Here is a 12,546-nt window from a genome sequence, read left to right on the forward strand (position 1 = left end):
ATCGGCCGCTGGACCGGCGTGACCCGGGCGCACGAAAGGCCACCGCGCTCCGCAAGGGAGCGCAGTGGCCTTTCGGTCACCTACCAGGGATGAAAGCGTGGAGATGGCGGGAATCGAACCCGCGTCCGCGTGCACGACGACAGGTATTCTCCGGGCGCAGTCTGAATGCTCAGTATCTCGGACCCGCACTGTCTTCAGACAAACTGTGCGATAGCCCCAGTCACCTAAGAGTCCCCCACCCCCTGGTGACGAGGAGGTGGAGCAAGTTCCCTAAATGACGCCAGGAACCAGGACGGGAACAAGCCTGGGCTGACGGACTTCTAGGCTCGCTTAAGCAGCGAGGGCGAAGTCGGTGCGCTTGGAATCGGCACCTATTGGTTTGCCACGATCGTTAACGAGATAACGTGACGTCCTCGGCCCGCTTCCCCTGAGGAAAGCACACACGTCGAAACCGATCATCCCCTGTGCAGTTGTGCTTTCAGTGTACGCCGGTGCACCGACAACGATCAACGGCCGATGCGCGGGCGGCGCGCGGCCGGCATCGTCACCTCGTCGCGTAGGCGTCGGGCGGGCCCATGATGATGCGCCACACCCACAGTGCGGCGTCGTCGACGGGCGCGCGGGGATCGTGGTCGAGCCACGCCCCGATGACGCCGATGATCGACCCGGTCACACCTGCGGCGATCACGTCGAGGGGTACGTCTCGGTCCCGCTCGACCACGGTCGCGGCCGACGCGGACACCGCATCGTTGACGTGGTGGCGCAATCGCGCGAGCACCGCGCCCGAGCCCGGCTCGGAGAAGACCCTCCGGTACAGCTCTGCGTGCGCATCGATATGAGTGAGGAACGTCACCAGAGGCGCGGGCGGCTCCGTCGACCACTCGTTGATCCCATGCAGCTCGGCGCCTGCCTCCTGCGCGACCAGATCAAGCGCATCGGCCAGCAGCGTCTCCTTGTCCGCGTAGTGCTGATAGAAGGTCGTCCGGTTGACGCCGGCCCGCTTCGCGATGGCACTGATCGAGACATGGTCGAGCCCCTGCTCGTGCGCGAGGTCGAACAGCGCCTCCTGGAGGCGGCGCCGAGTTCTCGCGATGCGTGCGTCCACCATTCGATTGTGCACCCTCGTCCAGGCATTCACCAATCGATAACCGACACTTGTCGTGTAAATCACAGATGCGGGTTACACTTTTTTCAGGCATCGTCGCCGCTCAATCGTCCCCTCCCCTGAGAAAGGCACTGACGTGGCCAACCTCCTGTTCCGCATCGGCCGTGGCTCCGCAGCCAAACCGTTCATCGCGATCGTCGCGTGGCTGGTGGCGCTCGCCGCGGCCGCCGGCGCGTTCCTCACCTTCGGCGGCACGCTCACCGACAGCTTCACGATTCCGGGCACCGAGACCCAGCGCGTCTCCGACCAGCTCTCCGAGGAGATCTCCGGGCTGGACGGCGCATCCGCGCGGGTGGTGTTCGAATCCCAGGACGGTTCGGCGCTCGACGAGGACCAGCAGGGGCAGATCAGTGAGGCGCTCGCCTCGGCCACCGAGGTCGGCTCCGTCTCGGGCATCGTCGACCCCTTCGCCACGGCCGCGGAGCGCGCTGAGCAGGTCGCGCAGCTCGAAGCCGGCGCCGAGCAGATCGCGGGTGCCCGCGCGGAGATCGAGGCGGGTCAGCAGCAGATCGACGCCGGGCTCGCCGAGCTCGAGGCCGGTCAGGCACAGCTCGACGCCGGGCAGGCGCAGCTGGACGAGGGACAGGCGCAGCTCGACGCCGCCGTCCAGCAGGCGCAGGACGCGGGCGCCTACGAATCGCAGCAGGCCCAGTTCGAGGCCCAGCAGGCAGAGCTGGACGCCCAGCAGTCCGCTCTCGACGAGCAGCAGGCGCAGATCGACGCGGGACTCGAGGAGATCGCCGCCCAGCAGGGCGAGCTCGACGCCGGACTCGCCGAGCTGGAGGCTCAGTCGACCCAGGTCGAGCTGGGACGTGAGCTCGCCGACGCCGCGTCTGGCATCCGCACCGTGTCCGAGGACGGCTCCACCGCGCTGGGCGTCGTGCAGTTCGAAGAGAGCGGCTTCAACCTCCCGCAGGAGGACAAGGACGGCGTGATCGACGCGGTCGAGTCGACCCCGATCGACGGCGTGGACGTCTACTTCTCCGCCGAGATCGCCACGACCGTGGGCGGCATCCTCGGCGTGGGCGAGATCGTGGGCGTGGCCCTCGCCCTCGTGGTGCTGCTCGTCATGATGCGCACCTGGCTGCCGGCGATCCAGCCCATCATCACGTCGATCATCGGCGTGGGCGTGGGCGTCGCGACGGCCCTGTCCTTCTCGGATGTCACCGAGATGTCTGCTGTCACCCCGGTGCTGGGCGTGATGCTCGCCCTCGCCGTGGGCATCGACTACTCGCTGTTCATCGTCAACCGGCACCGCATGCAGCTCAAGCGGGGCATGGACGTCCACGAGTCGATCGGGCTCGCCAACGGCACCTCCGGCAACGCGGTGGTGTTCGCCGGCTCGACGGTGCTCATCGCTCTGCTCGCCCTCAACGTGACCGGCGTGCCGTTCCTCGGCGTCATGGGTTCCGTCGCGGCGTTCTGCGTCGCGATCGCCGTGCTGGTCGCGGTGACGCTGACGCCGGCGCTGCTGGGCCTCACCGGCATGCGGGCGATCTCCAAGCGCTCGCGTGCGCGCATCGGCCACCCTGAGGAGGCGGAGAAGCCCCTCACGCCCATGCGCACGAGCCGCGCCGTGCTCGCACTGGTCGTCGCCGCCGTGGCCCTCGCCGTCATCGCCATTCCCTCGGCGTCCATGCGGCTGGGGCTGCCCGACGGCACCCAGGAGCCCGAGGATTCGACGCAGTACCAGGCGTACACCACCATCGACGAGCGGTTCGGCGAGGGACTCAACGGCACCCTGCTCGTCACCGCGGATCTCCCCCAGGCAGTGGCCGAGGAGGACGTCCTCGCGACCCAGGTCGCCATCATCGACGTGATCACGGCCGAGGACGACGTGGCCGCCGCCGCACCCGCGGCCGTCTCCGACGACCGCGACTTCATGGCGTTCCAGGTCATCCCCCGCGAGGGACCATCCAGCGAGTCCACCGAGCAGCTGGTGAACGCGTTGCGCGAGCTGTCGCCGGTCGACCTCACGGTGGAGGGCGCCGACCTGAGCAGCACTCCGATCGGAGTGGCCGGCTCGGCCTCCGGCAACATCGACGTGTCCGAGAAGCTCGACGAGGCACTGCCGCTCTACCTCGCGGTCGTGGTCGGGCTGTCGCTGGTGATCCTGATCATCGTGTTCCGCTCGCTGCTGGTGCCGATCATCGCCACGGCCGGGTTCGTGCTGTCGCTGTTCGCCGCCTTCGGCGTGGTCACTGCCGTCTACCAGTGGGGCTGGCTGTCCGACATCTTCGGCGTCCACTCCCCCGGTCCGGTCCTGAGCTTCCTGCCCATCCTGCTGACGGGCATCCTGTTCGGGCTGGCCATGGACTACCAGCTGTTCCTCACGTCCGGGATGAGGGAGGCCTACGTCCACGGGGCGAACGCGCGCCAGGCGGTGGTGGCCGGCATGCGCAACGGCCGCGCCGTCGTGACCGCGGCGGCCATCATCATGGCCTCGGTGTTCGGCGGGTTCATCTTCTCGCACACGGCGATGATCCGGCCCATGGGCCTGGGGCTCGCCATGGGCGTGCTCCTCGACGCCTTCGTAGTCCGCATGGTCATCGTTCCCGCGCTGATCCACGTGGCCGGAGAGCGTGCCTGGTGGCTGCCCAGGTGGCTCGACCGGATCCTGCCCAACGTCGACGTCGAGGGATCGGCGCTCGAGCGCTCACACCCGGTGGTGCACGCGCACAGCGCGGAAGCCACGACGTCGGCGGCGACCGCCGACCGCGCCTGATCTCAGGGGCCAGGGCGTCTCGCGACGCCCTGGCTCCCCCTGACCCCAGACCGTCCTCGCGGCCGATGCCACGCCCGCGCCCGCCCGCCTAGCGTGGTGCGCATGACGCTCGACCTCGACCCCCTCCGCTCCGGACTCCACCACCGCCACGACCGCGTGCTGATCGCCGCCGTGGCGGGCGGCGACACCGCTCATCGCACCTACGGCGCGCCCGAGGCGGCCGACGCGGAGATCGGCTCGGTCTCCAAAGGCCTCACGGGCCTGCTCTACCAGGATGCCGTCGACCGGGGTGAGGTCACACCGGAGACCACGCTGGGAGAGGCGCTGGACCGGCCCGAGGGGGCCTACGCCCAGGCGACGCTCGGGTCACTGGCCACGCACGCATCGGGCTTGCCCCCGCAGCCTCCGTACGGCGGCCCCCGCACCATGCTCCGGCGCACGTGGCGCATGTGGCGACACGGGGAGAATCCCTACGGCGACTCGGTCGATCAGCTGCTCGACGAGGCGGCCGACGTCCGGCTCGGCAAGCCCCGCTTCGTGTACTCGAACCTTGGCTTCGCACTTCTCGGGGCGGCGCTCGCGAGGACGGCCGGCACGTCGTACGAGCGACTGCTGCTGGCTCGCGTCGCCGAGCCCCTAGGAATGACCGGGGTATCCGTCCCCTCGACTCCGCGCTGCCTGGGGCCCACTGCCCTCACAGGACGGTCCAAGGGCGGACGCCCCCACGAGCCGTGGACGGGCGAGGCGATCGGGCCCGCCGGCGGCGTCCGGGCGACCGCCGCTGACCTGGCGGCGCTGCTCGGTGGCCTGATCGAGCGCCGCGCCCCGGGCATCAGCGCGCTCGACCCGGCAGCCGATGCGCCCGGAGCGTCGCGCATCGGCGCCGCGTGGCTGACGACGCGCACAGGAGACGCGTCGGTGACGTGGCACAACGGGCGCACCGGAGGGTTCGCGTCGTGGGTGGGCGTGGATCGTGACGCGGGCGTGGGGCTCGCGCTCGTGTCCGCCACGGCCGCGAGCCTGGACCGCGACGGCTTCGCGGGGCTCGCGAGGCTGCGTGCCGAGGCCGATCGCTGCTAGACCGCCGCGAGAGTCACCAGCCCCCGCCACCGCCGCCGAAGCTTCCGCCACCGGAGAACCCACCGCCCGAGGAGAACCCCGATCCCCCACTGGCGCCCGCCGTCGGCGTGGAGATCGCGGCGTCCGCGAGCGAGGTGAAGTCCTGCATCTGAGCCCCGAAGTTCTGGTGGGCCAGCCAGAAGCCGCCTCCGTAGTACGCGCCGTACCAGGTGGGCGTCGGCACGTCGTAGCCCTCCTGGGCGAGGGCGGCGAACTTCGCCGACCACTTGTCGGCGATGCCGAACGCGATCGCGTAGGGCAGGTACTGGCTGAAGATGTCGTGCCCCTCCTCGAAACGGAGGCGATAGCCGTCGGCCGTCTCGAGAAACAGCTTGAAGCCCTTGGTCTGCGCCAGCACCTTGGTGCCCTCGGCGGTCCGCGCCGGCGCCGCGCCCGTCAGCGCCAGTGCGACGATCGAGACGATCACGACCGGCAGCCCCACGAGGGCCCACCGGGAGTTTGCCGCCAGCACCAGCGTGCCGATCACACCGACCACGAGCCCCACCACCGCGATCGATGCCCACGTCACCCGCGCCGTCTGCGGGTTCCGATGGAACCACCCTCGGTCCGTGACGTCCGCATAGAGCTCCTTCTGCACCTTCGCGAGATCGGCCGCGAACGTGGCCTTCAGGTCCGTGAGCGTCACCTGCTCGCGCCCGTCGAAGATCGAGTCGAACAGGGTGCGCCCGTAGGCGGGCATCGCGTCGTCCCCCTCGCGCAGCTTCACGAGCGTGTAGTCACGCGGAGCCGTGCCCTCCGGCTCCTGCTCGTCGCCGACGGGGTCGATGCGCAGGTAGCCGCGCACGGCCTGGTCCACGATCGTGGCCGTGACGTCGCGCACGTCGGCCTTCTCGTCGAGAAGGGTGCCGAGCTGACCTGGCCGCAGTCCCGCAGGGGGCTCGAACTGCACCGCCACGGGCTGGCCGCCGGCCACCGGTCGCGTGCCCGCATCGGCTCCTGACACCGGCCCGAGGCCAGGGGTGAGCTCCGCGTACTGCCGGTCCACGGCAGTGCGGCGGAAGTACAGCGCCAGCGCTCCCAGACCTGCCGCGAGCATGGCCACCGAGATGCCCACCGTCCACGGCGTGATCGCGAACGCGCGCACGATGTCGTTCTCGATGCGGGTGCGCGCAGTGGTGTCGAACGTGCCTGCGGGATACAGCGCGGCGATCGTGACGGGCTCGCCCGGCTCGAGGCCCGACGCTTCGAACGTGACCGACGGTGCGGGGTCGCCCACGGCGTCGCATGCGTCGGTGGTTCCCTGCGGCCCCGCGAAGCACGCGACCTCGGTGGCCGCGACCGGCGACTCGACCGTGATGGTCACGTCGCGGATGGGGGTCTCCCATCCCGTGCCGATCGGGTTCCAGAAGAACTCGTCACCTGCGATCCCGCTCTCGGTCTCACTGGCCTCGGTGGAGTTCATGGCGCGCGCCACCGAGTACGTGATGACGTAGGTCTGCGTGCCGGACACGTCGTCGACGTCCTCATCGCCGATCCGCACCACCAGGCTGCCGCCCTGCGCCTCGGTGGCCAGGTCGTCGGGCGCCCCGGAAGGGCTCTCCGCCGTGACGTCCGTGATGTCGAAGAGACGCTCGTACCCGTCCTCGATCGGCTGAGCGGTGGGCAGCGTGAACACCACGCCGTGGCCGGGGTCATCGCCGAAGTCGAAGTCGATCTCCGTGCGGACGTCGACCGAGCCGTCGACCTGGAGCGCGTAGGTCGCGTCCCACTGGAGCACCTCGCGACCCGGGTAGTCGTCTGAACCGGCACCGTCACCGGCCGATGCGGCGGCGGGCAGGGCGGACACGGCCAGCACGAGCGCGCAGACGCATGCGACCATCACGACACGAATGGCGGCGGCGACGGTCGACCGCGCCGTGGCGGCGAGAGCAAGGGAGGGCATGCCTCCATTGTGCCGAGGTCACGGCCAGCGGCGGGCCACTTCCACGGGGAGTCCTAGGTGTTGCGGCGCAGGCTCATGGCCCGCTGAGCCTCACGGTCGTCCTGCTTCTGGCGCAGCGTCTGGCGCTTGTCGTACAGCTTCTTGCCTCGCCCGATGCCGATCTCGACCTTCGCGCGGCCCTTCACGAAGTACAGCCGCAGCGGCACGATCGTGAAGCCCTTCTCGCGCGTCTTGATCATCAGCTCGTCGAGCTCGGTGTGGTGCAGCAGCAGCTTGCGACGTCGCCGCGGCGCGTGGTTGGTCCACGTCCCCTGCGCGTACTCGGGAATGTGGATGTTCTCGAGCCAGGCCTCGTTGTTGTCGACGTAGATGTAGCCCTCGCCGATGGCCGCACGGCCCGCGCGGAGTGCCTTGACCTCAGTGCCCTGGAGCACGATGCCGGCCTCGTAGGTCTTGTCGATGAAGTAGTCGTGGCGCGCCGACCTGTTGGTCGCGACGATCTTCTGCTCGTCTGCCATGACTCACCTCCTCGAGTGCCGTCTGTGTGGGGACAGGGACGTTCGAGTATAGAGGCACCGGGCCGTGGCGGCCGCTACGGGAAGTTCGGGAGCAGCGTCTCGGGATTCACGACACTGCCGCTCACGTACACCTCGAAGTGCAGGTGGCACGCCGTCGAGGAGCCGGTGGAGCCCGAGTAGCCGATCAGGTCCCCTCGGGCCACCCGCTGACCACCGCCCACGGCGAACCGCGAGAAGTGGTTGTAGTTCGTGATGACGGACTTGCCGCCGATGATCCCGTGATCGATCAGGACCTGGTTGCCGTAGCCCGGCTTGTAGGTGGCCCATTCGACGGTGCCGGCGGCGGAGGCGTAGATCGGGGTGCCGCAGTAGGCGCGCAGGTCGGTGCCGGCGTGCAGGCGCATGTAGTTGTAGATCGGGTGCTGACGCATGCCGAACGACGACGTCTTGTACGGCACCTTGGTGGGGAAGGCCAACGAGCCCTTGGTGAGCCCACTGCTGGGCTTGGAGTTGTTGGCCTCGGCGCGCTTGCGGGCCCTCTCTGCCTCCTGCTCCTCCGCCTCGCGCTTCTTCGAGTACAGCGTCAGGACCTCGTTGCGGAGCTGCTGCTGCAGCGCCTCGTTCTCCTCCTGCTGTGCGACGAACGCGGCTCGCTGAGACTCGAGATACGCACGCAGCTCCTCCTGCTCGTCGAGCAGCGCCTGCACCTCGTCACGCGCCTCCTGGGCGACCTCGCGCGCCTCGTCGAGCTGAATGACGAGCGCATCGATCTCCGCCTTGAGCTCGCCGATGTACTCGCGCACCGCGTCCTGACGCGCGCCGCGGTTGCGGTTGACGGCCGCGATCTCCTCGAGTTCGCCGAGCGCGTTGCTCTGCACCCGTGTCGCAGACTGCTGGGCCGTGTACTCGTCCACGAAGTCCTGGGTGTCGGACGAGCCGAAGACGATGGCGAGCCCCGCCGAGTTGTCATTGCCCTTGTAGGTCTCGCGCGCGATCGCGGCGACGAGCGCCTCGAGAGAGGCCGTGCGCTCCTCGTCCTCCGCGATCTGCTCGGAGATGGCGCGGTCCTGCGCCTCGGCGGAGTCCAGCTTGTCCTGGACGATGCCCTGCTCGATGATGGCGGCCTCGACGCGCCGTTCGGCGTCCTCGAGCTGCTCCTCGAGCGCGGGGAGCTCGCCCTCGAGAGCACGCAGCTCCTCGTCGGCCTCGACGATGCGCGCGTCGGTGTTCTCGAGCTCGTGCTCGAGCTGCTCGGCGCGACGCTCCGCCGCCCTGCGCTCGCGCTCGGTGGCATCGATGTCGTCCTGGTAGTCGTCGGAGGACGCCTGCGGGAGCCCCTGCGGGGACAGCGCCGATGCGCCCACGGCATAGCCGCCGAAGATCGCCGCGACGAGGATCGCCACGACGAGGGCCGAGAGCCTGCGAGTCCGAGTCATGCGCGCGTGTACCTTCCCAGCGTCGCCAACGAGGCGAGGGCAGCGAGGCCCACGGCGATCGCGAGCAGCCATGGCGCCACGGTCCAGACGTCATCGCGGCCCACGTAGTCGACCCACGCGATCGAGCCGTGCAGCCAGTCCTCGATGAAGTAGCGGGCCGAGAGATACAGCCCACCGATCGCGAGGACGGCCCCCAGCGTGGCGGCGACGGCGCCCTCGAGCATGAACGGCATCTGGATCAGGCTCTTCGAGGAGCCGACCATGCGCATGATGGTGGTCTCGCGCCGCCTGCTGAGCGCGCTGAGCCGGATGGTGGTGGTGATGAGCAGGACGGCCGCGAGCATCATGACCGCGGCCAGCCCGGCGGCGATGAACGTGGCGGCGTTGAGGAAGCGGAACAGCTCGTCGAACACCTCGCGCTGGTCGTTGACCTCTTCGACGCCCGGCAGGCCCTCGGTGGCGTCCGCCACGACCTGGAACTGCTCCGGGTCGGTGAGCTTGACGCGGAACACGGGGCCCAGGTCTGCGGGCTCCAGCTGCGAGTACACGCCGGTCTCATCGGCGCCGACGATGTTCTCGAACACCTCTTCGCGGGTCTCGTAGTAGACCTCGTCGACGATGTCCGCGACGGAGCCCTCCTCGAGCACGCCACGGATGTCGTCCTCCTGGTCAGGCGAGACGGGCCCGGCGGCGCACTGTTCGTACAGAGAGTTCTCGGGGCACAGGAAGATCGACACCTCGACCTCGCCGTACCAGGCGTCGCGCAGCTGCTGCACCTGCATCTGGGTGAGCGCGGCGGCGCCCACGAACGTCAGCGACACGAACGTCACGAGCACCACGGACAGCGCCATGGTCGAGTTGCGGCGCAGGCCGCTCGCGACCTCGCCGAGGATGAACCGGATTCTCATGCCGCGCGCCTCACACCGTCTCCAGGCCGTACACGCCACGGTCCTGGTCGCGCACGAGGTGACCGCCCTTGAGCTCGATCACGCGCTTGCGCATCTGGTCAACGATCTCGTCGTCGTGCGTCGCCATCAGCACCGTGGTGCCGGTGCGGTTGATGCGGTCCAGCAGGCGCATGATGCCCACGGACGTGCCGGGGTCGAGGTTGCCCGTGGGCTCGTCGCACAGGAGGATCGGCGGGTGGTTGACGAATGCGCGCGCGATCGCGACGCGCTGCTGCTCACCGCCCGACAGCTCGTGCGGCAGCCGGCGCTCCTTGCCCGCCAGTCCCACCAGCTCGAGCATCTCGGGCACGTTGGTCTGGATGTCGCGCTTGGACTTGCCGATCACCTGCAGCGCGAACGCGACGTTCTGATACACGGTCTTGTTGGGCAGCAGGCGGAAGTCCTGGAACACCGCGCCGATCTCGCGGCGCAGGTGCGGCACGCGCCAGCTCGACAGCTTGTTGAGGTGCCTGCCCGCGACGAACACGTCGCCCGCGGTCGAGCGCTCCTCGCGCAGGATGAGCTTCAGGAAGGTCGACTTGCCGGACCCCGACGATCCCACGAGGAAGACGAAGTCGCCGCGCTCGATCTCCACGGAGACGTTGTCGAGGGCAGGCCTCGCTCCGCGCGTGTAGACCTTGCTGACGTTATCGAGTCGAATCATGCCACCGGACGCGAGGGGTTGGACTCGCGCTTCTTGCAGGGTAAGAAAGCCTACGTCGGCGCGGCAGTAGGCGCGCCGGGGGCGCCGATGCGATATGGATCACACCCTGGGCCCCCGACGGAGCGCTTGCGCCCCGTGGCGACGCAGGGCGGCGCGGGGCGACGAGTCATGGCTAGCATCGAAGCACCAGGAGAGGGGGCACCGTGCCGGACAGCGCGCGGACTGAGGCACCACCGGTGCCTCCCGACGTCGAGGCGGCCATCGCCGACTACCCGGACGCGGTGCGCGACCGGATCCTCGAGCTTCGCCGCCTGGTGTGGGAGGTTGCTGCCGCCGACCCCGCGATCGAGCCCGTGCTCGAGACGCTGAAGTGGGGGCAGCCCAGCTACCTGCCCGCACGGCCGCGCATCGGGACGACGGTGAGGATCGACCGCATCGGCCGCGGCACGGACGTCGCGCTCTTCACCCACTGTCAGACGAGCCTCGTCGACGAGTTCCGCGCCGCTCATGGCGACCTGCTCGCTCACGACGGCACGCGCGCGATCGTGGTTCCCGCAGGCGGGCCGATCCCTCGGGACGAACTGCGGGAGCACATCCGCTCGGCCCTGCTGTATCACCGGCGCTGACGCGCCGGCGGGGCGTCCTCAGCTGTCGCTGACCTGCTGACGTCGCCAGCGGATGCCCGCGTCGATGAACCCGTCGAGGTCGCCGTCGAACACCGCCTGCGGGTTCCCCACCTCGTGTCCCGTGCGCAGGTCCTTGACCAGCTGCTGACCGTAGAGGAAGTAGGAGCGCATCTGGTCGCCCCAGCTCGCCTTGATGTCGCCTGCGAGCTCCTTCTTCTGCGCGGCCTCCTGCTCCTTCTTGAGCAGGAGCAGCCGCGACTGCAGCACCCGCATCGCGGCGGCGCGGTTCTGGATCTGGCTCTTCTCATCCTGCATCGACACCACGAGCCCGGTCGGCAGGTGCGTGATGCGCACCGCGGAGTCGGTGGTGTTGACGGACTGACCGCCTGGGCCGGAGGACCGGAAGACGTCGACCTTGATGTCGGTCTCCGGCACCTCGATGTGGTCCGTGCCCTCGATGAGCGGGATCACCTCGACGGCGGCGAAGCTCGTCTGACGCTTGTCGGCGGAGCCGAAGGGGCTGATCCGCGCGAGGCGATGGGTGCCGGCCTCGACCGACATGATGCCGAACGCGTACGGCGCCTGGATCTCGAACGTGGCCGACTTGATCCCGGCGCCTTCGGCGTAGGAGGTGTCGAGCACCTTGGTGGCGTAGCCGTGGCGCTCCGCCCAGCGCAGGTACATGCGGAGCAGCATCTCGGCGAAGTCGGTCGCGTCGTCTCCCCCAGCGCCGGAACGGATGGTGACGACGGCGTTGCGCTCGTCCCACTCCCCCGTCATGAGGGTGCGCACCTCCATCGCCGAGAGGTCGGCGCGCAGCTTGGTGAGCTCGGCGTCCGCCTCGGCGAGCGTCTCGGCGTCGTTGCCTTCGACCGCCATCTCCACGAGGACCTCGAGGTCATCGATGCGCTGGCGGAAGGAGCCCAGCCGGTCGAGCTCCGCCTTGGTGTTGCTGAGCTTCTGCGTGACCGCCTGGGCATGGTCCTGGTCGTCCCACAGGTCGGGCGACCCGGCCTGGTCCTCGAGCTCGCTCAGCTGCGAGCGCAGCGTGTCGGGGTCGGTCACGGCCTCGATCTGTTCGAAGGTCGACCGCAGCGCGGAGATCTCTGCAGGGAAGTCAGTAGCCACGACGGTCAAGTCTAGTGGCGACCCATGCGACCCGTGCCGCCGGGGCGAGGAGGCCCCGCTCCCGGCGGCACGACCAGGAGGACGCTAGTCCTCGTCGTTCGCCTCCTCGGAGGCCTCGTCGAGGCCCTCCTCGACGGAGTCCTCGACCTCCTCGGCTCCCTCGGAGATCTCTGCGGTGGTCTCGTCCACGACGTCGCCGGCGTCGGCGTCGCCGCATCCCGTCAGGCCCAGGGTCAGCACCCCGGCGCCGATGAGAACGGCTGCGTGCTTGCGATACGCGATCATGCTGCACTCCTCTCGTCGGTACGCCCCCGA

At 69.3% G+C, this 12,546-nt stretch carries 11 protein-coding genes and 1 other RNA gene; 3 read left to right on the forward strand and 9 right to left on the reverse strand.

The window, feature by feature from the left end; genetic code table 11:
• Positions 1–95 precede the first annotated feature (95 nt).
• Positions 96–463: a transfer-messenger RNA gene (gene ssrA, locus QQX02_RS02945) on the reverse strand.
• Between the two features lie 81 nt (positions 464–544).
• On the reverse strand, positions 545–1,105 hold the full coding sequence (locus QQX02_RS02950; RefSeq protein ID WP_301141112.1) for a TetR/AcrR family transcriptional regulator: 561 nt from the start codon (positions 1,103–1,105) through the stop codon (positions 545–547).
• Positions 1,106–1,241: 136 nt separating this feature from the next.
• Between QQX02_RS02950 and QQX02_RS02955 the strand changes: the two genes are divergently transcribed.
• Together QQX02_RS02955 and QQX02_RS02960 are read left to right on the forward strand one after the other, a co-directional pair.
• Positions 1,242–3,890 (forward strand): MMPL family transporter, encoded by a 2,649-nt coding sequence (locus QQX02_RS02955; protein WP_301141115.1) that lies wholly within the window; start codon positions 1,242–1,244, stop codon positions 3,888–3,890.
• Between the two features lie 102 nt (positions 3,891–3,992).
• On the forward strand, positions 3,993–4,970 hold the full coding sequence (locus tag QQX02_RS02960) for a serine hydrolase domain-containing protein (protein ID WP_301141117.1): 978 nt from the start codon (positions 3,993–3,995) through the stop codon (positions 4,968–4,970).
• Between the two features lie 13 nt (positions 4,971–4,983).
• On the opposite strand, the gene QQX02_RS02965 is transcribed toward QQX02_RS02960, so the two are convergent.
• From QQX02_RS02965 to ftsE, 5 genes are all read right to left on the reverse strand, one after another.
• A complete protein-coding gene (locus tag QQX02_RS02965) occupies positions 4,984–6,912 on the reverse strand; it encodes a DUF2207 domain-containing protein (protein ID WP_301141118.1) in 1,929 nt (642 codons plus the stop codon).
• A 53-nt stretch (positions 6,913–6,965) separates the two neighbouring features.
• A complete protein-coding gene (smpB, locus tag QQX02_RS02970) occupies positions 6,966–7,430 on the reverse strand; it encodes an SsrA-binding protein SmpB (protein WP_301141119.1) in 465 nt (154 codons plus the stop codon).
• A gap of 74 nt (positions 7,431–7,504) precedes the next feature.
• The gene (locus QQX02_RS02975) at positions 7,505–8,866 is read right to left on the reverse strand and encodes a peptidoglycan DD-metalloendopeptidase family protein (RefSeq protein WP_301141120.1); all 1,362 of its coding nucleotides are present in this window, start codon (positions 8,864–8,866) and stop codon (positions 7,505–7,507) included.
• Positions 8,863–9,774, reverse strand: coding sequence for a permease-like cell division protein FtsX (gene ftsX / locus QQX02_RS02980; protein ID WP_301141121.1), 912 nt, complete (start codon positions 9,772–9,774; stop codon positions 8,863–8,865). Before ftsX ends, QQX02_RS02975 begins: the two co-directional genes overlap by 4 nt.
• Positions 9,775–9,784: 10 nt before the next feature.
• On the reverse strand, positions 9,785–10,477 hold the full coding sequence (gene ftsE / locus QQX02_RS02985) for a cell division ATP-binding protein FtsE (protein ID WP_301141122.1): 693 nt from the start codon (positions 10,475–10,477) through the stop codon (positions 9,785–9,787).
• A gap of 236 nt (positions 10,478–10,713) precedes the next feature.
• Here ftsE and QQX02_RS02990 point away from each other — a divergent pair, with 236 nt between their 5' ends.
• The gene (locus QQX02_RS02990) at positions 10,714–11,103 is read left to right on the forward strand and encodes a DUF1801 domain-containing protein (RefSeq protein WP_301141123.1); all 390 of its coding nucleotides are present in this window, start codon (positions 10,714–10,716) and stop codon (positions 11,101–11,103) included.
• 18 nt (positions 11,104–11,121) lie between these two features.
• Here QQX02_RS02990 and prfB read toward each other — a convergent pair whose 3' ends face one another.
• The gene (gene prfB, locus QQX02_RS02995; RefSeq protein WP_301141124.1) at positions 11,122–12,231 is read right to left on the reverse strand and encodes a peptide chain release factor 2; all 1,110 of its coding nucleotides are present in this window, start codon (positions 12,229–12,231) and stop codon (positions 11,122–11,124) included.
• 84 nt (positions 12,232–12,315) lie between these two features.
• Positions 12,316–12,516, reverse strand: coding sequence for a hypothetical protein (locus tag QQX02_RS03000; protein WP_301141125.1), 201 nt, complete (start codon positions 12,514–12,516; stop codon positions 12,316–12,318).
• Positions 12,517–12,546 lie beyond the last annotated feature (30 nt).

The sequence above is a fragment of the Demequina muriae genome, from assembly GCF_030418295.1.
GTDB lineage: Bacteria > Actinomycetota > Actinomycetes > Actinomycetales > Demequinaceae > Demequina > Demequina muriae.

Bases quoted from the DNA above. Each gene is read 5' to 3' on its own strand.
- QQX02_RS02960 (WP_301141117.1), top strand. From the start codon at position 3,993: ATGACGCTCGACCTCGACCCCCTCCGCTCCGGACTCCACCACCGCCAC.
- QQX02_RS02965 (WP_301141118.1), bottom strand. From the start codon at position 6,912: ATGCCCTCCCTTGCTCTCGCCGCCACGGCGCGGTCGACCGTCGCCGCC.
- smpB (WP_301141119.1), bottom strand. From the start codon at position 7,430: ATGGCAGACGAGCAGAAGATCGTCGCGACCAACAGGTCGGCGCGCCAC.
- QQX02_RS02975 (WP_301141120.1), bottom strand. From the start codon at position 8,866: ATGACTCGGACTCGCAGGCTCTCGGCCCTCGTCGTGGCGATCCTCGTC.
- ftsX (WP_301141121.1), bottom strand. From the start codon at position 9,774: ATGAGAATCCGGTTCATCCTCGGCGAGGTCGCGAGCGGCCTGCGCCGC.
- ftsE (WP_301141122.1), bottom strand. From the start codon at position 10,477: ATGATTCGACTCGATAACGTCAGCAAGGTCTACACGCGCGGAGCGAGG.
- QQX02_RS03000 (WP_301141125.1), bottom strand. From the start codon at position 12,516: ATGATCGCGTATCGCAAGCACGCAGCCGTTCTCATCGGCGCCGGGGTG.